Here is a 24,662-nt window from a genome sequence, read left to right on the forward strand (position 1 = left end):
GCACTCCGGACAGCCGGGACAGCACCGGACAGCGACCGGACAGTCACCGTACGTGCACCGCGCATCACGGTGCAGGGGAAGCGGCCGGCGTCACGCTGAGGTGCATGGACACGGAGACCACGCAAGCCCCCGCCGCCGTACGGACGTTCAGCATCCGGCTCTCCTCGACGCCGAGAGGCGCCCGCCTGGCGCGCAGAGCGGCGGTGGGCCAACTCCACGCGTGGGGTGTGCCGTTCGAGCCCGCGCAGCACATCGTGGCGGAGCTGGCGAGCAACGCGGTGCGGCACGGTCACGTACCGGGCCGGGACTTCCGCCTGACGCTGCGGCTCACGGCGGGCGGGGTGCTGCGCGTCGAGGTGACGGACACGTGCACGGAGCGGCTGCCCCGCCCGCCGGGCCCGGTGGCCCCGGACGCCGAGTCGGGCCGGGGCCTGCTCCTGGTCGAGGCACTCGCCACGCGCTGGGGCACCGAGGTGGGGCCCGCGCCGGGCAAGACGGTGTGGGCGGAGGTCGGCGACGGCTGAACCGTGCGGCTCAGGAGAAGGAGAGCTCCTGCGTGCGCAGGGTTCCCCCGCGTCGGCCGGGCGCTTCCTGGCGGTGCCAGTAGAGGTTGGTGTGCGCGATCACCAGGTCCGGGGACGGGGCACCGTACCCGCTCAGGTCCTCCGTGGTGTGGGCGTCGGCCACGAGGGTCGCGTCGTAGCCACGGGTGAGGGCGCCGTGGAGGGTGGAGCGGATGCAGACGTCGGTCTGGGCGCCGGTGACGACGAGGTGGCCGACGGCGTGTTCGGCGAGGACGGACTCCAGGTCGGTGGCCTCGAAGGAGTCGCCGTAGAGCTTGTGGACGAGGGGCTCGCCGTCCCGGCGGACCAGCTCGGGGACGTAGGCCCAACTCTCGCTGTCGCGCGGGAGTTCGTCGTCGGAGTGCTGGACCCAGATCACGGGCACGTCCGCCGCGCGCGCCTTGTCCACGACGGTGGCTATGTTCGCGATGACGGCGTCACGCTCGTGCGCCTCGGCCACCACACCGTTCTGCATGTCGATGACCAGCACGGCGGTACGGGTGCGGTCGGGCAGGGTTGTCATGGGGGTCTCCAGTTCCACGGTCCCCGGTCCACGGGGTCGCTGTCGCGGCGTTCCCTGTTTCGTGAACGCCGCATGGCAGTCGCGTTGCGGCGGCGGCCCGGCGCTTGAACGGCGCGGGCCGTGCCGCCTACGGTCGATACGTCACGTACGGCGAGAGCGTACGACGTGGCCGTGTGCCCGAGTGGCTTAGGGATTCGCCTGCAAAGCGAAGCACACCGGTTCGATTCCGGTCACGGCCTCCAAGCCCCCGTAAGAGATCACGCGTTCAGGGCGCTGCCCGCTCGCCACTCGTCCCACGAGACGTTCCAGTCGCCGTAGCCGTTGCCGGGGGCCACCGTCTCCTTGGAGCCGGTCACGCGGATGACGTCGCCGGGGATCACCTCTTCGTAGAAGCGGCGGGCCGTGCCGTCCGTGGCGAGGCCTATGCAGCCGTGCGTGACGTTGGAGTTGCCCGCGTACGTGTTGGCCTTCGGGTTCTCGTGGAGGTACGTGCCGGACGTGGTGAGGTGGACCGCGTAGCTGTAGTAACCGGCGTACGCGTCCGCGTAGCCGACCGTGCGGGAGTCCATGAAGACGCGGCGCTGCTTGTCGGAGACCACCATCGTGCCGTTCCAGGTGTCCATGCCGGGCGCGCCCGCGGTGATCGGCACGCGGCGCGTCACGCCGTCCTTGACCACGGTCATCGTGTGGCTGCGTACGTCGACGGTGGCGACCAGGGAGCGGGCCACCGTGAAGCCGCGGTCGATGCCGGAGCCCACCCGGACGGTGACCTTCGTGCCGGGCTTCCAATACGCCTTGGGGCGGTAGTCGACGCGCTGGCCCTCGTGCAGGTTGCGGTCCTTGACCCAGCTCCAGGAGCCCGTCGTCGGCGTGCTCGCGCGCACCTTCAGGCGCCGCTCCACCGCGGCCCGTTCGGCCTTCGGCACAGGGCGGTCGAAGGTCACGGACACCGGCATGCCGACGCCCACCCGCTGCCCGTCCGCCACGTTCACCCGCACCCCGCCCCGGCGCAGCGCCGCGGGCTCCACCACCGGCTTCGCCCGGGGCGAGGGCGTCCCGGCCGAGGCGGGCTTCCGGTCGTCCTCCGTCGGCGCCGCCGACCCGCTCTCACCACCCACCGAGCAGCCCGCGAGGACACCCGCGCAGAGCACGGCGGCCGCCGCCCCGCGTACGACGTGACGGATTCTGGTGCGCCTGGCCATCGGGTCCCCCTGTGTGGTGTTCCGGCCGGGGCCGGTGTGTTTCCATGTACGCCACCCATACGCACGGCGGAGACCGCCGGGTTGCATGGGGCGTGCGGGAGAAATTCGGGGCTGGTTGCGACGGGGCGCGGCGTGGGCGGCGGACGGTCGCGGTCGTGGACAGGAACGGCGGGGGCATGACGGAGGACGAGTTCGACGCGTTCTACGCGTCCGCGTTCCCGCGCGTCGTCGGCCAGGTCTACGCCTTCACCGGCGACCACGGACAGGCCCAGGACGTCGTCCAGGAGGCGTTCGTACGCGCCTGGGACCGGCGGCGCGACCTCGCGGCCGTGCACGCGCCCGAGGCCTGGGTCCGCACGGTGGCCGTGCGGCTCGCGGTGAGCCACTGGCGGCGGGCCCGGCGCTGGCTGGAGCTGGTCCGCAAGGAGCCGCCGCCCGAGCACACGGCGGGGCCCGGACCCGAGCACGTGACGCTCGTCGCGGCACTGCGGAAGCTGCCCGAGGCACAGCGGCTCGCGATCGTGCTGCACCACCTGTGTGACCTCAGCGTGGAGCAGGTAGCCTCCGAGACCGGCGCCCCCACCGGCACGGTCAAGGCGCGGCTCTCGCGCGGACGCGCGGCGCTGGCCAAGCACCTGTCCGGGGACGACGGAGGCGACGGGGGCGATGGCGTCCTCGGCGGGACGAGCAACGGGAAGGAGGGGGATCGGGATCATGTCCGATGAACCCTCGGCCCCCGGCCCGGCCCCCGACTCCGACCTCTCCGCCGCCCTGCACGCCCTCGCCGTCGACGCCCGCTCCCCCGCCCCCGGCCCCGGCGCCGCCGTCCGCCGCCGCGCCGTGTCCCGGCGCCGCCGCAGGCACGCGGCCCTCGTCGGCGGTGGCGCCGTCGCGGCGGCGGCCCTGGTGGTCGGCCTGGTCGTGGGCCTCGGCGACGACTCCGGCTCCCGGCCCGCCCCGCCCGCCGCCCCCACCACGTCCGCCGGGCCGACCGCGCCCGCCGCCACCGCCGACCTCGGGCGCCGTGAGCTGTCCGTGGCGGGCCGGAAGCTGCCCCTGTCGTCGGGCCGCGCGAAGTACCCGACGAAGCCCGGCCGCATGACGGTCGTGGCCAAGCACCGCTCGACGAAGCTGTCCGGCAACACCGTCGGCCTCGGCGAGACGTACGACGTGTACTTCCACTGGGTCCTCGAACTGCGCGACGCCGACGGCCGCACCAACTACGTCGTCGCCCTCACCTTCGACGAGGCCTCCGTCGGCAAACGCGATGTGACCCACGGCTGGCTCGGCCTGCGCGCGGCGGACGCCAAGTGGCTCTACGGGAAGCTCAGTCCGGGCTCGGTGGTCACCATCGAGGGGAAGGCGCCCGGGGCCTCGGGCTGACGCGAGCCGCCCGCGCCCGCGGCGTCCGCGGGCACGCGAAGAGGGGCGGTCCCCTGAAGGAACCGCCCCTCCGATACCGCCGGGATCAGCCCCAGCCCGTGTCGTTGTCATCCCCCATGACACATCTCCCCCGTAGTGACCGAGTTGTTCGGGACTCTTCGATGGTGCCCTGCAACTGGCCCTACCTAAAAGGGATTTATGGGCGGATCACATGCCTGGAGCGTCATCGCGACCCGACCGGCACCGGTCGGAGACATTCCACTCTCAGGCCACGGCCGCCTCGCGCAGGCGCGACAGAATCGCGTCCACCGTCTGATCCACCGTCAACTCCGAGCTGTCCAGCCACAGTCCGATACGTGGCGTGGTGGCACGCATCCCCTCGTCCAGGGCCTCTACCGTCCACTCGCCGTAGCCCGTCTTGCCGCGGGCCGCCTCGCGCTCGGCGACGGCGGTCGGGCGGGGGGCGAGCACGACCACGTGCAGCGGGCGCGTCCGCACCAGGTCGGCGTACCGCTTCAGCTCCTCGCCGAGGATCACGTCCTGGACGATCGCGGTGAAGCCCGCCTCGGCGTACGCGTCGGCCGTCGACGCCGACAGGCCGTAGCGGAGCCGGAGTTGGGCCTCCGCCTCGGCGCCCGCCCCGGGCTCGTACTCCTCCCGCCCGGAGACGACCATGCGCCGGAAGACGTCGCCCCGCACGTGTGCGGCGCGTGGGAGCCGTTCGGCGAGGGCCTGTGCGACCGTGGACTTTCCGGCGGCCATGATGCCGGTGATGACGATGACCCCTTCGGGGGTGGTGGGGGCGCTCATCTGCGCGAAGTTACCGGAGCCGGGGCTGGAGTTCCTCCCGGTTTTCCTGGGGTGGGGTGCGTGGGGGGGGGCCGCGTGGGACGCCCCAGTCCCACCCCTTCCCGAAACCGGGGGCGCTGCCCCCGGGCCCCCGGGGGGGGTGGGGGTCCCGGGCGGGTGGGACGGCCCCCGCCTCATCGCCGCTGCGCGGCTCGTCCTCAAACGCCGGACGGGCTGGAATAGGTGGGTGTCCCCTGCGGGTGGGACAGGCTGGAATAGGCGGGTGCCCCCCGCGGGTAGGACAGGCCGCCACCGATCGACCTTCGGCCTCGTCCTCAAACGCCGGACGGGCTGGAATAGGCGGGTGTCCCCTGCGGGTGGGACAGGCCGCCGCCGATCGGCCTCCGGCCTCGTCCTCAAACGCCGGACGGGCTGAAATCCCTCACGCTGCGCCGGACGGGCTGAATTGCCTCACGCTGCGCCGGACGGGCCGAGTCCCCTCATGCCAGTTCCGCCCCCACCGCCGCCTGCGGGCGGATCGGCAGGCGGTTCACGGGGCGGCCCGTCGCCGCCCGTACCGCCGCGGCGATCGCCGCCGGGGACGTCACCACCGGCACCGCGCTCGCGGCCTTCGCGCCGAAGGGGGCGACTACGTCGCGTTCCTCGACTAGTTTCACGATGCGGATGTCGGGGGCGTCGAGGGCGGTGGGCAGGGCGTAGCCGGTGAGGTCGGGGTGGCGGACGAGGCCGCGGGGGGTGCGGAGGTTCTCGGTGAGGGCGGCGCCGACGCCCTGGGTGACGCCCGCCTCGATGCGGACGCGGAGTTGCGCGGGGTTGAGGATGCGGCCGACGTCCTGGGCGACGGCCAGCTCCACGACCCGTACGGAACCGATCTCGATGTCCACGTCCACGACCGCGCGGACCGCGCAGAAGGCCATGCCCACGAAGGCGTCGCCCTGGCCGTCCGCGTCGAGCGGCTCGGTGGGGTGCGGGCGGCACTGCGCCGTGGCCCACAGCTCCTTGCCGTCCATCGCCTCCTCGACGGTGGTGGAGAGCACCCCGTCGTACGAGGTGATCTTGCCGTCGGCGATCTGGAGCAGTTCGGTCGACATGCCGAACTTGTGCGCCAGGGGCTGGAGGAGCTGGGTGCGCACCATCTTCGCGGCGCGCTCGACCGCGCCGCCGGAGACCCAGGTGTGGCGGCCGTGGCAGCTCGGGCCCGCGGGCGGCTGGTCGGTGTCGACGGGGGCGACGCGGACGTCGTCGATGCCCAGGGTCTCCTGGACGATCTGGCGGGCGAGGGTGGTGAAGCCCTGGCCGGTCTCGACGGCCGCGCAGATCACCGTGGCGATGCCGTCGTGCACCTTCACGGTGGCCGTGGACACCTCGTCGGTGCCCTCCGCGCCGAGGAGTTGGACCATGCCGAGGCCGTAGCCGACGCCGCGCCGGACGGCGGCGGGTTCGCCCGCGCCCTCGGGTCCGCCGGGCAGCAGCCAGTCCTCCTGCGGGGTGTCCTTGGGCAGGCCGGGCAGCGGGAAGTCCCGTACGGCACCGAGGAGTTCGGCGACCGGGGCCGGGCAGGTCACGGTCTGCCCGGTGGGCAGGATGTCGCCGGTCGCGAGGGCGTTGCGCAGCCGCAGGTCGGCCGGGTCGACGCCGAGCTTCTTGGCGAGCTTGTCCATCTGCGCCTCGTAGGCGGCGCAGACCTGGAGGGCGCCCTCGCCGCGGACGTGGCCGGACGGCGGGTTGTTCGTGCGGACGGCCCAGCCCTCGATGAAGGCGTTGGGGACGACGTAGGGGCCGCAGGCGAAGGAGACGGCCGCCGCGAGGGCGTCCGCCGAGGTGTCCGCGTACGCGCCCGCGTCGAGCAGGATCTGCGCCTCCACCTTCACCAACTGGCCCTCGGCGTCCGCGTGGTGGCGATAGCGCAGCAGAGTCGGGTGGCGGTGGGCGTGGCCGAGGAAGGACTCCTCGCGGGTCGCGGTGAGCTTGACGGGACGGCTGGTGCGCAGGGCGAGCAGCCCGAGCGGCAGCTGGAAGCTCGCGTCCTCGCGGTCGGCGCTGGCCCCGGGCACGCCGGTGACGACGACCTTGACCTGCTCGGGCGTGAGGCCGTAGCAGGCGGCGGCCATGTCCCGGTCGCCGTGCGGGTCGGTCGAGGCGATGTACAGCTCGACGCCGCCGTCCGGGCGCGGCACCGCGAGCCCGGCCTCCGCGCCGATGGGCGCCGGGTCCTGGCGCCCGATGCGGTACAGGCCCTCGACGACGACCTCACCGGCCGCCTCCGGGTCGCCGTGGCGCAGCGGGATGTGCCGGATCAGATTGCCGTCGGGGTGCAGCGGCGCGGCCTCGAAGGCCTGCTCGGGGTCGGTCACCGGGTCGAGCACCTCGTACTCGACGATGATCGCGGCGGCGGCCATCCGGGCCGTGTCCGGGTGGTCGGCGGCGACGGCGGCGATGGCCTCGCCGTGGTGGCGTACGACATCGGACGCGAACAGCGGCCGGTCCGCGGTCTTGCGGCCGTGCCGCGGCTTGCCCGGCACGTCCTCGTGGGTGATGACGGCGCGGACACCCGGCATGTCCTCGGCGTGCGTGACGTCGATGGACACGATGCGCGCGTGCGCGTGCGGCGAGCGCAGCACCGCCGCCCACAGCAGCCCCTCGGCCCACAGGTCGGAGGCGTACGGGAACGTGCCCTCCGTCTTGGCCCTGATCTCCGCCGACGGCAGCGACGAGCCGATGCCGTGCGGCAGTTGCTCGGCCCCCGGCGCGGCGGCTGTCTCGTTGCTCACGCCTGGGCTCCGTCCTGGCCGTACGGGCCCGACTGGTGCGGTACGCGGGGTCCGCCGGCGTCGGACTCGTCCCGCTGCTCGGCCGCGGCGCCCTTCGCCTCGCGCTCGGCGACCACGTCGCGGACCGCGTCGAGCACGCCCCGGTAGCCGGAGCAGCGGCACAGGTTGCCGCAGAGCGCGCGGCGGGTCTCGAGGTCGCTGGGTGCCGGGTTGCCTTCGAGCAGGTCGTGCAGGGTCATCGCCATGCCCGGTACGCAGAATCCGCACTGCACGGCCCCGCAGTTGGCGAGCGCGCGCTGCACGTCGGAGGGTCGGCCGTCGACGGCGAGGCCCTCGACGGTGCGCACCTCGCTGCCCGCCGCGGTGGCCGCGGGCACCAGGCAGGACGCCACGAGCCGCCCGTCCACCTGCACGTTGCAGGCCCCGCACTCACCCTGCGAGCAGCCGTCCTTGGCCCCCGCGAGCCCGAGCCGCTCCCGCAGCACGTACAGCAGCGACTCGCCGATCCAGGCGTCGGTGACGGGCCGGTCGGCGCCGTTCACCCGCAGGACGTAGGAGACGAGGGGGTGTTCGTCGTGCGCGAGAGCTGGCTCCTGAGCCTTGGCCGGGACGTCGGCGGCCGGGACGTCGGCCTCGACCCCGGCGGGGTCCGCCGCTGCGGGGTCCGCCTCCGGGGCGGAGTCCGGCTCGGAGGCCTCCTCCGGCTCGGAAGCCGGGTTCAGCTCGGCCGGTTCGTCCAGCTCCGGCGCGTCGTCCGCCTCGGGGGCGTCGTCCGCCTCGGGGGCCTGCTCCGCCGCTGCGGGGTCCGGCTCCGGGGTGTGGTCCGCCTCGGGAGTCGGGTCCACGGCGGGGATCGGCTCGGGCGCCGGGACCGCCTCGGCGGCGTGCGGCTCGGCCGCCTGCGCGGGGGCCGGTACGTGGGCGGGGTCGGCCTCGTGCGGAGGGATCGCGGCGGGGGCCGCGAGGCCGAACGAGGTCGCGGGTGCGGGCTCCGCCGGGTGGACGGGCTGCGGCGCGAGCGCCGGGTCCGGCTCGGCCACCGGGACCGCCTCCACGGCGTGCGGGAACGCGGGCGCGGGCGCGAGGCCCGCCGTCTGCGGGGGGTGCACGTCGTACGGCGCGTGCTCGTCGTACGCCGGGCCGTCCTCGTACGCGGAGTCCGGCGCCGGTGCGAGGTGCGGGGCGTGCTCGGCGGGCGGGGCGTGCTCGGCGTCGGGGCCGAAGTCGCCCTCAGGGGCGGCCGGATCGAGCAAACCAGCCGGGATGACCGTTTCGCCCGACGCATCCGATGTATTCGATACGCCTGACACCTCTGGTGCAGCCGATGTGCCTGATGTGCCTGATGTGCCTGATGCGTCCGGCGCAACCGGAGCTTCCGGCACACCCGGTACGCCCGGTGCGTGGTCCGAAGGCCCGCCGGGCCCGAGGGAGCCGTCCGGGCGCTGCTTGACCACGAACAGCTTGGCGGTCCGCTCGAAGGGGGTCTCCTCGGCGGCACGGGCGGGCCGCACGGGCGCCGCCTCCGGGGCCATGGGCGGCCCGACCGGCGCCTGCTCCACGAAGGCCTGGGCGGCCGGGTACTGGGGCGCCTGCGGGGCGTGGGGCGCCTCGGGGGCGTGCGGGGCCTGGAGCGCCTCGGGGGCGAGCGGGGCGTGCGGCGGCTGAGGCGCTTCCGGGGCCTGCGTCGGCCACGACGTGGCCCACGGCGCGGGCGCACCGCCGGGCAGCGTCGCGGGCGGCGGTGCGCCCCCCCACTGCGCGGCGAGCGACGACGCCGAGTACTCCCCGGACTCCTCCGGCAGGTCGCCGTCCGCCACCGGGATGGACCACTGGCCGGTCACGTCGTGCGGGGCGGGCGCGTGCCCGTTCTGGGCACCCGGCTGCTCCGGGGGCGTGGCGGCGTCCGGGAACGTCCACTGGCCGGTGGCCCGCGGATCGTACGCGTCCGGGGCCGCGGGCGCGGCCGGGAACTGCTGGTCGGGGTGGGTGCCGACGTGCGTGCCGGGGTCGGGCCAGCTCACGGCCTGCGTCCCGGCGGCGGGCAGGACGCCGGTCACCTCGGGCGGCAGCACCCAGGCGCCGGTGGCGGCCGGGTCGGTCGCGTCGGGGGCCGTCGGCGTGACCGTTATCTGCGGCGGCACATAGCCGTGCCCGGGGGCGGCGAGCGGCGTGCTCACGGCGTCGGCCGCGCCCTCGGGGAGCTGCACGAACGCGGTGGCGTCCGCGTCGTACTCGCCCTGCGGGTGCGGCTGCCAGCCGCCCGCGCCATTCCTCTGGCCGTCGGTCACGACAGCGCCCTCCCCAGTGCTCGTCGGGCCAGCGCGGCGACGGTGCGCCGCAGATGCAGTACGGCGGGCGGCAGCGGCTGTGCGGTGCCGTCCTCGGCGGGCGGGTGGTCGGGGATGCACGCCGCGGCGACGTACTCGCCGAAGCCCGTCAGGGCCTCCGGCACCAGACCGCGCTCGCCGTCCCAGTCGATGAGTCCGGCCACCCACTGCTCGGCCTCCAGGGGCCGCAGCGGCATGGGCGCGATGGCGCCGACGGCGCATCGCACGCCTCTGCGCGCCGGGTCGAGCACCAGGGCGACCGACGCGGTCGCGCGGCCGGGGCCGGTGCGTCCGGTCGCCTTCAGGAAGACCTGCGGGGCGTGCAGCAGCGGCACCCGGACAAAGCCGATCAATTCGCCGGGCGCCAGCATCTCCATGCCCGCGAGCAGGTGCGAGACCGGGATCTCGCGGCGGGTGCCACCCGGGCCCGCGATGATCAACACGGCTTCCAGTGCGGCGAGTACGGGCAGCGAGTCACCGGCGGGCGCGGCCGACGCGATGTTGCCGCCGAGGGTGCCCGCGTTGCGGATCTGCGGCGGTCCGGCGGCGCGCGCGGCGGCGGCGAGCGCCGGGATGAGCGCCGCGAAGTCAGGGCGCCCCATCCGGGCGTGCGTCAGTCCGGCGCCGAGGAGCGCGTGCCCGTCCTGGTACTGCCAGCCGCGGATCTCGCTGATGCGGCCGAGGCCGACGAGGGCCGCGGGGCGGAGCTGGCCTGCGTTGACCGACGACATCAGGTCCGTGCCGCCCGCGACGGGCACGGCGGCGGGCACGGCGGCGAGCGCCGCGACGGCCTCGTCGAGCGTGACAGGCAGCGACACAGACTGCGCCCCCTGCGCCGCCCGCGGTGCGTGCGTGGTCAAAACCGGCTGCCCCTTCCCGATGGCCCGGCGGCTTGCGCGCCGTTCTCACCGTTACGCCTGTTCCGCCGTACGGTACGTGCTCACAACCCGGACGTGGCAACTCTGGCACATCTTCACCGGGCCCCGGCGCGGGGGTCCGCTAGGAGACGTTCGTCCGCAGACCTGGGGGATATGCCGTTTTCGCACTCCCTCGCCGGTCAGCGGGAATTGCCACCCTTCGGTGATCCTTGTACGGCTTTCCCCAGGTGGCCCACGGTCGCACCGCGGGCCACCAGGAGCACACGCTCAGGGCGTCACCTCACACGTTTGGGGGCGCCCCCTCGATCGGGCGTCCGAGCACTCCGGGACGTTTCTGCCAGGGCAACGGGCCGCCCGGCGGACGGTAGTCGACACCGAGGGCGTCAAGTCGGGCGTAGTGGGCGGTCATTCGCCGTTCGAAATCGGCGAAATCCCGCTCGGCGGGCGCGGGGAGCTCGCGCCAGGCGACCTCCGCGAGGGCCGCGAGCCGAGGGAAGACCTGGTAGTCCACGCGGCCGTGGTACTCCATCACCTCGGTCCACACATTGGCCTGCGTGCCGAGCACGTGCCGCGCCTCCTCCTCGGTCAGCTCGCCCGGCACCGGCTCGAAGCGGTAGACGTCCTCCAGGGTGCGGACGAAGCCGATCGGCACCGGCTCGTCGGCCCCGCCGTGCTGCCGGTGGTCCAGGTACACGTGCTGCTCCGGGCACATCACCACGTCGTGGCCCGCCTGCGCCGCGGCGATGCCGCCGCCGTACCCGCGCCAGGACGACACGGCCGCGCCCTCCGCGAGCCCGCCCTCCAGGATCTCGTCCCAGCCGATGAGCCGACGCCCGCGCGCGGACAGCCACTTGTCGAAGTGCCGGATGAACCAGCTCTGCAACTCGTCCTCGTTGCTGAGCCCCAGCTCCTCGATGCGCTCCTGGACGGCCGCCGAGTCCTTCCACTGCTCCTTGGGGCACTCGTCACCGCCGACGTGGATGAAGGTCGACGGGAACAGCTCAAGGACTTCCTCGAACACGCCCTCGTAGAAACGGAGGGTGGTGTCGCTCGGCGCGAGCACATTGGGCGTGACGCCCCACGAGTCCCACACCCCGAGCGCGGCCGTGTCGATGACATCGGTGTTGCCCAGCTCCGGATAGGCGGCGATGGCCGCCTGCGAATGGCCCGGAACGTCGATCTCCGGGACGACGGTGATGTGCAGGGAGCCGGCGTACGCGACGATTTCGCGGATGTCGTCCTGGGTGTAGAACCCGCCGTGCGGCTTCTCGTCCCACAACTCCGAGGCGCGGTGGCCCCACTTGGTGCGCGACCGCCAGGAGGCGACCTCGGTGAGCTTCGGGTAGCGCTTGATCTCGACGCGCCAGCCCTGGTCGTCCGTCAGATGGAAGTGGAAGACGTTCAGCTTGTGCGCGGCGAGCAGGTCCAGATACCGCAGCACGCCTTCCTTCGGCATGAAGTGCCGGGCCACGTCGAGCATCATGCCGCGCCAGCCGAAGCGGGGGGCGTCCTCGACGACGCCCGGCGGCACGGTGCGCTCCTGCCCGGGCCTGACGGCCGCCCGCCGGAAGGCGTCCGCCCCGAGCAGTTGACGGAACGTCTGCGCGCCCCAGAACACGCCCGCGGCGCTGCCGCCCCGGATCTCCACCCCGTCCGCCGCGACGGTCAGCCGGTACGCCTCGGCCGCCAGCTCCCCGTCGACGCGCAGCGAGACACTCCCCGGCGCACCTTCCGCCCCGGGCGCCAACGGCAATTGCAGCGCACCCCCCAGAGTGCTCCGCAACCACCGCTCCGTGCCCTCGGTTCCGGCCCCCGCCCAGAGCGTGGTCGCCCCGTCGAGAACGAATCCGCCACCACTGTGTCCCTCGGCGCGTGCGGGCGCCGGGATCAGTTGCTCAAAGGTCATGGCCAGAGGCTGCCACGCGATTGCACGCGACAAAAGGGCCGTTGCGGGGCATGCAACGACACAGAGAACGCCGGACGGGCCGCGTACGGACCGCCCGGCGTTCCCAGAAGGAGGCGCGGACTACTTCTTGCCGTCCTTGCCACCCTTGTCCTTGTCGCCGCCTGCGCCCATGGACTCGTAGATCTCCTTGCACATGGGACAGACGGGATACTTCTTCGGGTCGCGGCCGGGGACCCACACCTTGCCGCACAGCGCCACGACGGGCGTGCCGTCGAGCGCGCTCGCCATGATCTTGTCCTTCTGGACGTAGTGCGCGTAGCGCTCGTGGTCGCCGTCACCGTGCGACACCTGTGGCGTCGGCTCTACGAGGGTCCCCGTACCTGCCCCGCGCTCGGGCTCGGGCTCAAGAGTGCTCATAAGTGCCAAGGGTACTCACGCCGGGCGCGTCCTGGCAGCGGCTGCCGTCCGAGCCGTGCCGGTGCGGCCCCGTGCGCCGCGCACGCGCCGCCACGCCGTGCAGCGCGAGCCCAAGGGCGGCCACCCCGGCCGCCACCCACGGCAGCGCGTCCGCCCCGAGGCCGGCCGACAGGGCGAGGCCCGCGGCGCCGGAGCCGACGGCGCTGCCGAGGTAGAGCGCGGAGTTGTTCAGCGCGAGCGCCACCGTGCCGCGCTCGGCGGACAGCGCCAACAGCCGGTGCTGCTGAGGCACTTGCAGGGCCCAGCCGACCGCACCCCAGAGCACCAGCGCCGGGAAGGCCGCCGCCCCGAGCACCGGCAGCGCGAGCTCGGCCACCACCAGGGCCGCCATCAGTCCCGCGACCAGGGCGTACAGTCTCCCCCACCGGTCCACGAGCGGCCCCGCGAGCACACTGCCGAGCACCCCGCCGATCCCCCACGCCCAGAGGTACGGCGCCACGTCGCCCTCGCCGACACCGCCCGCGGCCGCCAGGACCGGCGCGAGGTACGTGTACAGGCCGAGGCTCGACACCGCGCCCAGGAAGGAGACGCCGACGACCGGCAGGACGGCCCGGTCGGCGAGCGCCCCGAGCCGCGCCCGCACCGGCACCGGCGGCGCGGACGGCACCTCCGGCAGCCCGCCGGCGAGCCCCACGAGGGCCGCCGCGCCGAGCCCGGTGACCAGCCACATGGTCGAACGCCACGAGGTGTGGTCGGCGAGCAGCACCCCGAGCGGCACCCCGAGGACCGTGCCGGAGCTCATGCCGCCCATGATCAGCGCGAGCGCCCGCCCGCGCCGCTCGGGCCCGGCGAGGGCCGCGGCGGCGGCCGTGGACAGGGCCGAGTAGACCCCGGCACCCGCCCCGGCCACGGCGCGCGCGAGGAGCAGCACGGCGAGGCCCGGCGCGAGCGCGGTCGCGGCGTTGCCGAGGGTGAAGACGGCGAGCGCGGCGATGATCAGCACGCGGGGGCGGACGCCCGCCAGGAGGCCCGCGACGAGCGGCGCGCTCACCGCGTACGCGAGTGTGAAGACCGTGACCATCTGTCCGGCGAGGGACACGGTCGTGCCCAGGTCGTCCGCGACCACGGGCAGCAGCCCCGCCATCACGTAGGCGTCGAGCCCCAATGTGAAGGCCCCCAGCATCAGCAGCCATATTCGCCGCACCGCACCCAGCTCCCTTCGTCCGCGTGGCGGCACGGGTCGCGTGCCGCCGAGAAGAAACGCCAGAAACGTAGGCAGTCTCCGGTTCGGCGGGGAAATGCCCACCGAGGTGCATTTATGCTCCGTAGGCATGGATGCATCGCCCCCCGAGAGCGCCCCCGACGGAGTCGAGCTGCGCCACCTGCGCGCCTTCCTCGCCGTCGCCGACGAGCTGAGCTTCACGCACGCCGCCGCCGTCCTGCGCATCGGCCAGCCCGCCCTGACGCGTACGGTGCGGGCCCTGGAGACCGCCCTCGGCGCCCGGCTCCTGGACCGCACGACCCGCAGCGTCGAACTCACCGACGCGGGGCGTCGCCTGCGCGACGAACTGGGGCCGCTGCTGTCCCGCCTCGACGCGACCCTCGGCGCCGCCCGGGGCGGGCCGCCGCTCCTCCGGCTCGGCTTCACCTCGCTGCTGCCGGAGGCCTGCGGGCCGCTCACCGTCGCCTTCAAGGCGGCCACCGGCGCGGGGGTGCGGCTGGTGCGGCGGGCCGAGCCGCTGGCCGGGCTCGCGGCGGGGGTGTGCGACATCGCTGTCGTACGCGGGGAGATTCCGCCGGGGATGGCGGTGCGTGACCGGGTGCTGCTGCACGAGCCGCGCATCGCCGTGGTGGCCCGGGGGTCGGGCGATCTGGCGCATCGGCGGGTCGTGGACTGGGCGGAGCTGGCGGATGTGCCGTTGGTCGTGAACACCGTCACCGGGACCACCCGGCCCGATCTCTGGCCGGTGGGGCGGCGGCCTCGGCTCGCCTGCACCGCCGACAACTTCGACGAGTGGCTGGAGGCCGTGGTGGCGGGGCACGGGGTGGGGGTCGCGCCGGAGCCGGTCGCCCGGCGGCATACGCATCCGGGGCTGCGGTACGTGCGGCTCAAGAACGCGCCGCCGGTCGCCGTGCGGCTTGCCGTGCCCGCTCGGGACGCGCATCCGCTGGCTGAGCGGTATTTGCAGGTGCGGGTGGGGTAGCCCGGCCGGGGGCTCTCCCCCGTCCCGCCCCTTCCCGAAACTGGGGCTCCGCCCCAGACGCCGCTCCTCAAACGCCGGAGGGGCTGAGACTTACCCGCACATCAAGGCGCCGTCGGAGGGGCTGAAACCCAGCGGTACGTCAATTCAGCGACGGGTCGTCCGGATACGTCGCCACCATCGCCAGTTCGCTGCGCTGGCGGCGCAGCACCGCTCGCCACAGGCGTTCCGGGTCCGGGGACGACACGTCGCCCGGCTCGGACTCGACGACGTACCAGGCGCCCTCCACCAGTTCGTCTTCGAGCTGGCCGGGGCCCCAGCCCGCGTAACCGGCGAAGATGCGGAGGCTGCCCAGGGCGGAGGCGAGGAGTTCGGGTGGGGCCTCCAGGTCCACGAGGCCGATCGCGCCGTGCACGCGGCGCCAGCCGAGGGGGCCCTCCTCGCCGGGGATGACGGCGACGCCGAGAGCCGAGTCGAGGGAGACCGGGCCGCCCTGGAAGACGACGCCGGGGGCGCCCGCGAGGTCGCCCCAGCCGTCCAGGATGTCCGCGACGTCCACCGGGGTCGGGCGGTTGAGGACGACGCCCAGGGAGCCCTCCTCGTCGTGGTCGAGGAGCAGCACCACCGCGCGGTCGAAATTGGGGTCCGACAGGGCCGGCGTGGCCACGAGCAGCCGCCCTGTGAGCGAGGACACCTCGGTCATGCCAGACATGATCCCGCATCCCGGGCGCCCGTGGGGAGCCAATCGACCGACGCGCGGGAACGCAGCTCAGCGGGTGCCGGGGCCGGTGGAGCGGGCGATTGCCCCCGTGACCGTGAGCGTCCGGTTCCGCACGGTTCGTGTTGTAGCGGACTCATGACGCGTCTGAGGCCTCCTCGGGCTTACTTAAGGGGGGTACGGGGCCATTACGCTTGGCCCTTTGGTCCCCCCGTCCACCTCATCGGAACGCGAGATTCATGACCGTCACCGGCACCCAAGACGTACTGCTTGTCCATGGCGGAACCCCGCTGGAGGGTGAGATCCGCGTCCGCGGCGCGAAGAACCTCGTGCCCAAGGCCATGGTCGCCGCCCTGCTCGGAAGCGCTCCGAGCCGGCTGCGCAATGTCCCGGACATCCGCGACGTACGCGTCGTACGCGGCCTGCTGCAACTGCACGGTGTGACGGTCCGCCCCGGTGAGGAGCCGGGTGAGCTGCTGCTCGACCCCTCGCACGTGGAGAGCGCGAACGTCGCCGACATCGACGCGCACGCGGGCTCCTCCCGCATTCCGATCCTGTTCTGCGGACCGCTCCTGCACCGTCTCGGGCACGCCTTCATCCCGGGCCTCGGCGGCTGCGACATCGGCGGCCGGCCGATCGACTTCCACTTCGAGGTGCTCCGCCAGTTCGGCGCGACCATCGAGAAGCGCGAGGGCGGCCAGTACCTGGAGGCCCCGCAGCGGCTGCGCGGCACGAAGATCAAGCTGCCGTACCCCTCCGTGGGCGCCACCGAGCAGGTCCTGCTCACCGCCGTCCTCGCCGAGGGCGTGACGGAGCTCTCCAACGCCGCGGTGGAGCCGGAGATCGAGGACCTGATCTGCGTCCTGCAGAAAATGGGCGCGATCATCGCCATGGACACCGACCGGACCATCCGGATCACCGGTGTCGACAAGCTCGGCGGCTACAACCACGCGGCCCTGCCGGACCGCCTGGAGGCCGCCTCCTGGGCGTCCGCGGCCCTGGCGACCGAAGGCAACATCTACATCCGCGGCGCCCAGCAGCGCTCGATGATGACGTTCCTGAACACCTTCCGGAAGGTGGGCGGTGCCTTCGAGATCGACGACGAGGGCATCCGCTTCTGGCACCCGGGCGGCCAGCTCAAGTCCATCGCCCTGGAGACGGACGTCCACCCCGGTTTCCAGACCGACTGGCAGCAGCCCCTGGTCGTCGCCCTGACGCAGGCCACGGGCCTGTCCATCGTCCACGAGACGGTGTACGAGTCCCGGCTCGGCTTCACCTCCGCGCTGAACCAGATGGGCGCCCACATCCAGCTCTACCGCGAGTGCCTGGGCGGTTCCGACTGCCGCTTCGGCCAGCGCAACTTCCTGCACTCCGCGGTGGTCAGCGGACCCACCAAGCTGCAGGGCGCCGACCTGGTCATTCCCGACCTGCGCGGCGGCTTCTCGTACCTGATCGCCGCCCTCGCGGCGCAGGGCACCTCCCGTGTCCACGGCATCGACCTGATCAACCGCGGCTACGAGAACTTCATGGACAAGCTCACGGAACTCGGCGCGAAGGTCGAGCTCCCGGGCAAGCCCGCGCTGGGCTAGCCCGCAGCACGCGAAGAGGGCGGCCACCCCACCGGGTGGCCGCCCTCTTTCGCTGCTCGGGGCTACTTGCCCTTTGCCGCTTCCTTCAGCTTGGAACCGGCCGAAACCTTGACGCTGTAGCCGGCCGGGATGTTGATCGGCTCGCCGGTCTGCGGGTTGCGGGCGGTGCGAGCGGCACGGTGGGTGCGCTCGAAGGTCAGGAAGCCGGGGATGGTGACCTTCTCGTCGCCCTTGGCAACGATCTCGCCGACGGTCTCGGCGAACGCGGCCAGCACGGCGTCGGCGTCCTTACGGGTCACCTCGGCGCGGTCGGCCAGCGCGGCCACCAGCTCACTGCGGTTCATGTTTGTACTCCCGTGTTCTTCTTGCTGTTGAGGCGTGCCTCGCGGCGGAGCCGCATATCGGGCACAGCGAAGCCGATGCTGCCAGGGTCCTCAGGCGGCCCCGGACCCGGGTCCGTCGTCAGACCCTCGCGCCCAGAGACGCATCCTGCCCCCACCTGCGGCGGGAAAGCCAATCCGGCACCCGTGGGAGTCACACGAAAAGCACTGTTTCTCGGCAGTTGCCTCGAAATGGTGACGCTCCGTCCGCTCCCGGTGCCGGACCGCATGCCCTGACGGACCGGCGGGGGCCGGCGCAGGGCCCCTCGGGGGCCGGTCGGGCCGCGCGGGCCCTGCGGCCCGCGTCCCGCCACCCTAGAGGGCCGTTGTCGGCGCCGCGTTCCGCGACGCGCCGTGCTGTCAGGCCGTGGCGCCCGTCACAGCCGCCCCGGCGGCCTTGGCGGCGGTGCGCACCGCACCGGCGACCGCGCCCGCGACCTTGTCGTTGAAGACGCTGGGGATGATGTAGTTCGGGTTCAGCTCGTCCTCGGTGACCACGTCGGCCAGGGCGGTGGCCGCGGCCAGCATCATCTCCGTGTTGACCGTGCGCGACTGGGCGTCGAGCAGGCCGCGGAAGACGCCGGGGAACACCAGGACGTTGTTGATCTGGTTGGGGAAGTCCGACCGTCCGGTGGCCACAACTGCCGCCGTCTGGCGGGCGATTGCGGGGTCGACCTCGGGATCCGGATTCGCGAGCGCGAACACGATGGCGTCGTCCGCCATGGCCGCCACGTCGTCCGCGCCGAGCACGTTCGGGGCCGATACCCCGATGAACACATCGGCGCCGACGACGGCCTCCTTGAGGGTGCCGGTGACGCCCTCCGGGTTGGTGTTGTCGGCGATCCAGCGCAGCGGCGAACCGGCCGCGGCGTCCACCAGGTCCTCGCGGCCCGCGTGCACGACGCCGTGGATGTCGGCGACGACGGCGTGCTTGACGCCCGCGGCGAGCAGCAGCTTCAGGATGGCCGTACCGGCCGCCCCGGCGCCGGACATGACCACGCGCACGTCGCCGATCCCCTTGCCCACCACGCGCAGCGCGTTGGTCAGGGCGGCGAGCACGACGATCGCGGTGCCGTGCTGGTCGTCGTGGAAGACGGGGATGTCCAGGGCCTCGCGGAGGCGGGCCTCGATCTCGAAGCAGCGGGGCGCGGAGATGTCCTCCAGATTGATGCCCGCGAAGCCGGGGGCGATCGCCTTGACGATCTCGACGATCGCGTCGGTGTCCTGGGTGTCCAGGCACAGCGGCCAGGCGTCGATGCCCGCGAAGCGCTTGAAGAGGGCCGCCTTGCCCTCCATGACGGGCAGCGCGGCCTTCGGCCCGATGTTCCCCAGGCCCAGCACGGCGGAGCCGTCCGTCACGACCGCAACGGAGTTGCGCTTGATGGTGAGGCGGCGCGCGTCCTCGGGGTTCTCGGCGATCGCCATGCACACGCGGGCGACGCCCGGGGTGTAGATCATGGAGAGGTCGTCGCGGTTGCGGATGGGGTGCTTCGACTGCATCTCGATCTTGCCGCCGAGGTGCATCAGGAACGTACGGTCGGAGACCTTGCCGAGGGTGACGCCCTCGATGCCGCGCAGCTCCTCGACGATCTCGTCGGCGTGCGCGGTGGAGGTCGCGGCGATCGTGACGTCGATACGGAGCTTCTCGTGGCCGGACGCCGTGACGTCGAGGCCGGTGACCGAGCCGCCGGAGGACTCCACGGCCGTGGTGAGCTGGGAGACCGCGGTTCCGCTCGCGGGCACCTCCAGCCTGACCGTCATCGAGTAGGAGACGCTGGGCGCCGTTGCCATGGCGGACTTCCTCTGCTTTCACCTTGTAGCTGTTGCCGTCCGATCGTCGCACCTACCCCTGAGTACGCGGTAGCCGCATCGGATTACGAACGTTTTGTTCACGCATATTTCGGAAAGTGGTTTCCACCATACGAGAACTTCAGGGAAACGAGAAGAGGTCCACGTCATCAGTGACGTGGACCTCTTCCGTACGTTCAGTGACACCGACCCGCCATGCTCGCCTCGCGGCAAGTGGTCGCTCGTAGCGACGAAGGTTGGGCCCGGGGGCTTGGATCGGGCCGGTGCCACATCAACGGTAACAAACGATCCCCGTAAGGCAATTCCCGTCCCGCACAATCTCCCCGGGCCCACGGCGCGCCGTCGTGACGTTCACTCCCGCAGCAGATCCGGTACGCCCTCCCCGTCCGGCTCGTCGCGCTCCCCCGACAGGACCGTGAGCTGTTGGGTGGCGCGGGTCAGCGCCACGTACAGGACGCGCAGGCCCGCCGGGGACTCGTCGGCGATCTCCGCGGGCGACACCACGAGCGTCGCGTCGTACTCCAGGCCCTTGGCCTCCAGGCTGCCGAGCGCCACCACCCTCCCCCAGTCCCGGCTTCGCTCGCCCGGGGGGACCCCCATGCCGTGCCCGGCGAGCCAGCGGGCGGCCTGCTCGCGGCGGCCCATGGCCACCACGACGCCGACGGTGCCCTCGACCCGGTCGAGCAGCCGCGCCGCCTCCTCGCGCACGGACCTGCCCAGGTCCCGGTCCCGTACGACGGCGAAGCGCGGCTCGATGCCGGTCGAGCGGACCGCCGACGGCGACGTCGAGCCCGGCATCGCGAGCGCCAGGACCTTCGCCGCCAGGTCGGCGATCTCGGCCGGGTTGCGGTAGTTGACGGTCAGGGTGAAGCGGCGGCGCGGGCGGGTGCCGAGGGCCTCGTCGCGGGCCGCCGCCGCCTCGTCCGGGTCGGACCAGGAGGACTGCGCCGGGTCGCCGACGACCGTCCAGGTGGCGTGGCGGCCCCGGCGGCCCACCATGCGCCACTGCATCGGCGTCAGGTCCTGCGCCTCGTCGACGATGACGTGCGCGTACTCGGTGCGTTCCGCCGCCAGGCGCTCGGCGCGCTCCCACTGGGACTCCTCGCGCGTCGGCATCAGCTCGTCCAGGCCCGTCAGCAGGTCGAGCGGGTCCAGCTCCTTCTTCTTGCGGGGGCGGTGCGGGGTGCCCAGGATCGACTGGAGCTCGTCGAGGAGCGCCACGTCGTGCACGGACAGCGCGGCGCGCCTCAGGGAGCGGGCCACCTTGCGGACCTCGCCCGGGTTCAGGATGCGGCGGGCCCAGCGGTTCAGGGCGCGCTCGTCGCTCATCGCGGTGAGGACGCCGCGCGGGGTGAGCTCGGGCCACCAGGCGTCCAGGAAGGTGAGGAAGTCGTCCTCGGACGTGATGTCCTCGTCGAAGGACGAGCGGAGTTCGGCGGCCAGTTCCGGGTCGCTGTGCCGTCCGGCCGCGCCGGACTGGTCCCAGAGGGCGTCCAGGAGGAGCTTTCTCGCCCGGGGGCGGAGCAGGTTGACCGGGGCCGTTCCGCTCAGGGCCGTCTGGCGGATCCGGGAGAGGTGGTCCGCGTCCAGCTCCAGGCGGCGGCCGAACGCCACCACTCTGAGGCGGGTGGGGGTGGTCCTCTTCGCCTCGCCTCCGGCTTCGGGGCCTTCCTCGCCGAAGGCGAGTTGGTGTGCGTTCGCCATCGGCGCCTGCGGGTCCGCTGCGCCCGCCCGTTCCGCCCCCTGGGCGGACCGGCCGCCCGCAGTGGAGGCAGCAGAGCCGCCGCTCGCGGCGGAGGCGGTGGCATCCCGTTCCAGCGCACCCCGTGCGGCCCGCCGCAGCACCTTCAGCATCCGCGACGAACCCTTGACACGAGCCACTGCCGGGCTGTCGTAGACCGTGGCTTCGGTGCCGTCCACCAGGGAGCCGACCGCGCGGATGGCCACCTGGCCCTCCTCGCCGAGGGAGGGCAGGACACCCTCGGTGTAGGCGACCAGGAGCGGGGTCGGGGAGACGATGAGGATGCCGCCGGCGTAGCGGCGGCGGTCCTGGTAGAGGAGGTACGCGGCGCGGTGCAGGGCGACGGCCGTCTTGCCGGTGCCGGGGCCGCCCTCCACGTACGTCACCGACGCGGCGGGCGCCCGGATCACCAGGTCCTGCTCGGCCTGGATGGACGCCACGATGTCCCGCATGGAGTGGCTGCGGGCCTGCCCGAGCGCGGCCATCAGGGCGCCGTCGCCGATGACGGGCAGCTCCTCGCCGTCGAGGAACGCCGTCAGCTCCGGGCGCATCAGGTCGTCCTCGACACCGAGGACCTTGCGGCCCTTGGAGCGGATGACGCGGCGGCGCACCACGCGGCCCGGGTCGACCGGGGTCGAGCGGTAGAACGGCGCGGCGGCGGGCGCGCGCCAGTCGATGACCAGCGGCGAGTAGTCCGCGTCGAGGACGCCGATGCGGCCGATGTGGAGGGTCTCGGCGATGTCGGCGAACTGCCGCCCGTCCCCGCCCTCGGGGTCCGCGCGCACCGCGCCCTCGGCCGGTTCGACGGCGGTGTACGCGCCGTCCGGCCCCTTCTTGCCGTCCTTGCCGAGCAACAGGTCGATACGGCCGAAGAGGAAGTCCTCGAACTCGTTGTTCAGCCGGTTGAGATGGACACCCGCGCGGAAGACCTGCGCGTCCCGCTCGGCGAGCGCGCCCGGCGTGCCCACCTGGGACCGCTTGGCCGCGTCGTTCATCAGGAACTCGGCCTCGTGGATCTTCTCTTCGAGGCGGCGGTAGACCTGGTCGAGGTGTTCCTGTTCGACACTGATCTCGCGCTCGCGTACGTCGGCCACCGGGGCCCCTTTCCTGACGTGCTGCTGCCCGTATTGAGCAGCCGTCCACCGTACGCGAAAGGGGCCCCTGTTGTGCAGTCGTCGGGCCGTGTGCGCCGCCGTTCCCGCGGAGGTCAGGCGTCCACCTCCACCAGCCGCTCGCCGTCGAACGTACGCACCTCGAAGTGGTCGATGTCGTTGCGGTCGAACGCGGCGCCGCCGTGCACGTACAGCGGGTTGCGGGACGCCTCGTGCGGGCTGTCCTTGATGCCGTAGCCCCACTGGGGCACCGACCAGGTCGTCACGGTCTCCTTCTTGCCGTCCTTGCCGACCGCGATCAGCGAGCACTTCAGGGGGCCCTTGACGTTCTTCAGCTCCAGGACGGTGTGGGTGCCCCAGGCCTTCTTCTCGGTGCCGACGGTCGCGGTGACCTTGGTCCTGGGGTCGGTGGCGGCGATCTTGTCGTCCATGTGGTTGAAGAAGGCGTCCTCGGCGGGCGAGGTGGGGTGCGGGTCGCCGCCCGCCACCTCCTTCGTGCCGCCGCCGTCGTCGTCGTTGACCGCGAGGACCGCCAGCGGGCCGCCGATGACCAGCGCGGCCGCCGCCGCGACCAGGTACATCCCGCGCCTGCGCCGCTGGGCGCGCTTGGCCGCGACCTCGTCCACGAGGCGGTCCGCGAGCCGCGGGCTCGGCCGGGTGGCGAGCTGGGCGCCGATGTCGGGCGTGCCGCGCGGACCGGGAAGACCGGCCGCGGGCAGGTCGGCGAGGGCGGCGAGCACCGGCGGCATGCCGGCGAACTCCTCCAGTTGGTGCGCGCAGAAGTCGCAGCCCGCGAGGTGCGCCTCGAACTCGGTGGCCTCCGCGTCGTCGAGGATGCCGAGCGCGTAGGCGCCCACGGTCTCGTGCACGTCGCCAGGACCGGAGCCGCCGTCGAAGCCGGGGCCCCACGGCCCCTGGCCGTGTGCGTCGTACGGCGTGCTCATGCCGTCACCCCCCGCTCCTCGAGCGCCAGCTTCATCGAACGCAACGCGTAGAAGACCCGCGAGCGCACTGTCCCGCTCGGTATGCCCAGTGTCTCGGCCGCCTCATTGACCGTACGCCCTTTGAAGTAGGTCTCGACAAGTACCTCCCGGTGCGCGGGAGTCAGGTCCTCCAGCGCGTCCGAGAGTGTCATCAGCCACAGCGCCTTATCGATCTCGTCCTCCGCGGGGATGACCTCCAGCGGCGACGGGTCGACCTCCTGCGGCCGGGCCTGCCGACTGCGGTGGCCGTCGATGACGATGCGACGCGCGACCGTCACCAGCCAGGGGCGTACCGAACCGGTAGCTCGGTTGAGCTGACCGGCGTTCTTCCAGGCACGGATGAGCGTTTCCTGTACGACATCTTCGGCGCGCTGCCGGTCGCCCGCCACCAGGCGGAGCACATAGGCGAGAAGTGGACCGGCGTGCTCGCGGTAGAGCGCGCGCATGAGTTCCTCGTCCGGCTCCGGCGCGGGAGTCGGCGTCAGTCGATGTCGTCGGTGCGGGCGTTCATCGGCCACGGCGGAATCCTTGCGCACGTCTGCCTCCGCTGTCCGCTGTTCGTCTCGGCTGACCGTCCCGGCCGCACTGTCGGTGTGGCCGACGTCGTCGGGCCTGCTGGCTGGTCACCCTGGACGTACGGACCGGGACCGGCATCTGTTCAACGCGGGGCGCGGAATTCCGGCCGCGGGCACGGGATGTCCGGGTGTGCGGCGGAACGTGCCCGGTCAGGCCCGCGCGAGCGCCGCGCGCCGCCGGTGCCTGGCCACGCGTTCCCGGTTGCCGCACACCTCGCTGGAGCACCAGCGGCGACGGCGTCCGCGTGAGGTGTCGAGGTAGACGATGGCGCAGTTGTCGCCCGCGCACTGGCGGAGGAGCGACCGGGCCACCGGGTCGGTGAGCAGTTCCACGGCGTCCCTGGCGACGGCGGCGAGCAGCGCCGTACGGCCGGGGGCGCCGTGCAGGGCGCGGGTGAGGGTGCCGTCGGGGTGCCGGACGGCGCGGGGGGCGGGCGGAGCCGCGGCGGCGAGGGCGTTGACGCGGGCGAGGGCGGCGTCCGCGGGGCGGCCCGCCAGCTCGGCGCGGACGAGCTGGGCGATATGACCGCGCAGCTCGCGGAACGCGGCGAGCCAGGTCACGTCGGCCCCGGGCAGCGGCGTGCCCTGCGGGACCAGGCCCGCCCCGGCCAGCCAGGCCCGCAGCCGCCGGACGTCGCCGAGGCGCTCCACGGGGTGGGCGGTGGCGACGAGGTCGAGGCAGGGCCGGCCGGCGTCGAAGCGGAGTTCGTGGAACGCGGGATGGTACGCAGCAGGGGTCGCGGCCTTGGACGTGCCCAACACCATGCGCCTGTC

General features: G+C 73.3%; 21 protein-coding genes and 1 tRNA gene. 6 read left to right on the forward strand and 16 right to left on the reverse strand.

The genetic code is table 11. The annotated features are described in order from the left end of the window. The first annotated feature begins 104 nt into the window (after positions 1-104). A complete protein-coding gene (locus IE274_RS03375) occupies positions 105-524 on the forward strand; it encodes an ATP-binding protein (protein WP_190113977.1) in 420 nt (139 codons plus the stop codon). A 10-nt stretch (positions 525-534) separates the two neighbouring features. Here IE274_RS03375 and IE274_RS03380 read toward each other — a convergent pair whose 3' ends face one another. Beyond that, complete coding sequence (locus tag IE274_RS03380) at positions 535-1,086, reverse strand: isochorismatase family protein (RefSeq protein WP_190113978.1); 552 nt, start codon at positions 1,084-1,086, stop codon at positions 535-537. Between the two features lie 167 nt (positions 1,087-1,253). On the opposite strand from IE274_RS03380, the gene IE274_RS03385 reads away from it, so the two are divergent. Further along, positions 1,254-1,328 (forward strand) — tRNA-Cys (locus IE274_RS03385). 15 nt (positions 1,329-1,343) lie between these two features. Here IE274_RS03385 and IE274_RS03390 read toward each other — a convergent pair. After that, entirely contained in the window at positions 1,344-2,288 is a 945-nt protein-coding gene (locus IE274_RS03390) for a L,D-transpeptidase (protein ID WP_190113979.1), read from the reverse strand. 176 nt (positions 2,289-2,464) lie between these two features. Between IE274_RS03390 and IE274_RS03395 the strand changes: the two genes are divergently transcribed. Continuing rightward, complete coding sequence (locus tag IE274_RS03395; RefSeq protein WP_190113980.1) at positions 2,465-3,013, forward strand: SigE family RNA polymerase sigma factor; 549 nt, start codon at positions 2,465-2,467, stop codon at positions 3,011-3,013. Further along, positions 3,003-3,671 (forward strand): L,D-transpeptidase, encoded by a 669-nt coding sequence (locus IE274_RS03400; RefSeq protein ID WP_190113981.1) that lies wholly within the window; start codon positions 3,003-3,005, stop codon positions 3,669-3,671. Before IE274_RS03395 ends, IE274_RS03400 begins: the two co-directional genes overlap by 11 nt. 264 nt (positions 3,672-3,935) lie before the next feature. Here IE274_RS03400 and IE274_RS03405 read toward each other — a convergent pair whose 3' ends face one another. The 7 genes from IE274_RS03405 to IE274_RS03435 form a co-directional block, all read right to left on the reverse strand. Beyond that, a complete protein-coding gene (locus IE274_RS03405) occupies positions 3,936-4,481 on the reverse strand; it encodes an AAA family ATPase (RefSeq protein WP_190113982.1) in 546 nt (181 codons plus the stop codon). Between the two features lie 479 nt (positions 4,482-4,960). After that, the gene (locus tag IE274_RS03410; protein ID WP_190113983.1) at positions 4,961-7,252 is read right to left on the reverse strand and encodes a xanthine dehydrogenase family protein molybdopterin-binding subunit; all 2,292 of its coding nucleotides are present in this window, start codon (positions 7,250-7,252) and stop codon (positions 4,961-4,963) included. Beyond that, positions 7,249-9,540 (reverse strand): (2Fe-2S)-binding protein, encoded by a 2,292-nt coding sequence (locus IE274_RS03415; protein WP_190113984.1) that lies wholly within the window; start codon positions 9,538-9,540, stop codon positions 7,249-7,251. Before IE274_RS03415 ends, IE274_RS03410 begins: the two co-directional genes overlap by 4 nt. After that, a complete protein-coding gene (locus tag IE274_RS03420) occupies positions 9,537-10,439 on the reverse strand; it encodes an FAD binding domain-containing protein (RefSeq protein ID WP_190113985.1) in 903 nt (300 codons plus the stop codon). Before IE274_RS03420 ends, IE274_RS03415 begins: the two co-directional genes overlap by 4 nt. A 298-nt stretch (positions 10,440-10,737) precedes the next feature. Next, positions 10,738-12,363, reverse strand: coding sequence for a beta-N-acetylhexosaminidase (locus tag IE274_RS03425; RefSeq protein ID WP_190113986.1), 1,626 nt, complete (start codon positions 12,361-12,363; stop codon positions 10,738-10,740). A gap of 120 nt (positions 12,364-12,483) precedes the next feature. Next, positions 12,484-12,780 (reverse strand): DUF3039 domain-containing protein, encoded by a 297-nt coding sequence (locus IE274_RS03430; RefSeq protein ID WP_033263869.1) that lies wholly within the window; start codon positions 12,778-12,780, stop codon positions 12,484-12,486. Beyond that, positions 12,767-13,984 (reverse strand): MFS transporter, encoded by a 1,218-nt coding sequence (locus IE274_RS03435; RefSeq protein WP_190113987.1) that lies wholly within the window; start codon positions 13,982-13,984, stop codon positions 12,767-12,769. Before IE274_RS03435 ends, IE274_RS03430 begins: the two co-directional genes overlap by 14 nt. A gap of 127 nt (positions 13,985-14,111) precedes the next feature. Here IE274_RS03435 and IE274_RS03440 point away from each other — a divergent pair, with 127 nt between their 5' ends. Continuing rightward, positions 14,112-14,984, forward strand: coding sequence for a LysR family transcriptional regulator (locus IE274_RS03440; protein WP_190113988.1), 873 nt, complete (start codon positions 14,112-14,114; stop codon positions 14,982-14,984). A 139-nt stretch (positions 14,985-15,123) separates the two neighbouring features. Here IE274_RS03440 and IE274_RS03445 read toward each other — a convergent pair whose 3' ends face one another. After that, a complete protein-coding gene (locus IE274_RS03445; RefSeq protein WP_190113989.1) occupies positions 15,124-15,684 on the reverse strand; it encodes a YqgE/AlgH family protein in 561 nt (186 codons plus the stop codon). Positions 15,685-15,938: 254 nt separating this feature from the next. Between IE274_RS03445 and murA the strand changes: the two genes are divergently transcribed. After that, positions 15,939-17,288, forward strand: coding sequence for a UDP-N-acetylglucosamine 1-carboxyvinyltransferase (gene murA, locus IE274_RS03450; protein WP_190113990.1), 1,350 nt, complete (start codon positions 15,939-15,941; stop codon positions 17,286-17,288). A gap of 62 nt (positions 17,289-17,350) precedes the next feature. Here murA and IE274_RS03455 read toward each other — a convergent pair whose 3' ends face one another. The 6 genes from IE274_RS03455 to IE274_RS03480 form a co-directional block, all read right to left on the reverse strand. Then, positions 17,351-17,632 carry an HU family DNA-binding protein gene (locus IE274_RS03455; RefSeq protein ID WP_016645140.1) on the reverse strand — a complete coding sequence of 94 codons (282 nt, stop codon included), beginning with the start codon at positions 17,630-17,632 and terminating at the stop codon, positions 17,351-17,353. A gap of 396 nt (positions 17,633-18,028) precedes the next feature. Beyond that, positions 18,029-19,459, reverse strand: coding sequence for an NAD-dependent malic enzyme (locus IE274_RS03460; protein WP_190113991.1), 1,431 nt, complete (start codon positions 19,457-19,459; stop codon positions 18,029-18,031). 369 nt (positions 19,460-19,828) lie between these two features. Further along, on the reverse strand, positions 19,829-22,312 hold the full coding sequence (locus IE274_RS03465) for a HelD family protein (RefSeq protein ID WP_190113992.1): 2,484 nt from the start codon (positions 22,310-22,312) through the stop codon (positions 19,829-19,831). A gap of 113 nt (positions 22,313-22,425) precedes the next feature. Then, a complete protein-coding gene (locus tag IE274_RS03470) occupies positions 22,426-23,274 on the reverse strand; it encodes an anti-sigma factor family protein (protein ID WP_229909118.1) in 849 nt (282 codons plus the stop codon). Beyond that, on the reverse strand, positions 23,271-23,849 hold the full coding sequence (locus IE274_RS03475) for a sigma-70 family RNA polymerase sigma factor (protein ID WP_190113993.1): 579 nt from the start codon (positions 23,847-23,849) through the stop codon (positions 23,271-23,273). Before IE274_RS03475 ends, IE274_RS03470 begins: the two co-directional genes overlap by 4 nt. Before the next feature lie 189 nt (positions 23,850-24,038). Next, entirely contained in the window at positions 24,039-24,653 is a 615-nt protein-coding gene (locus IE274_RS03480; RefSeq protein WP_190113994.1) for a CGNR zinc finger domain-containing protein, read from the reverse strand. Positions 24,654-24,662: the final 9 nt, after the last annotated feature.

This window comes from Streptomyces flavofungini (assembly GCF_014650815.1).
Taxonomy (GTDB): Bacteria; Actinomycetota; Actinomycetes; order Streptomycetales; family Streptomycetaceae; genus Streptomyces; species Streptomyces flavofungini.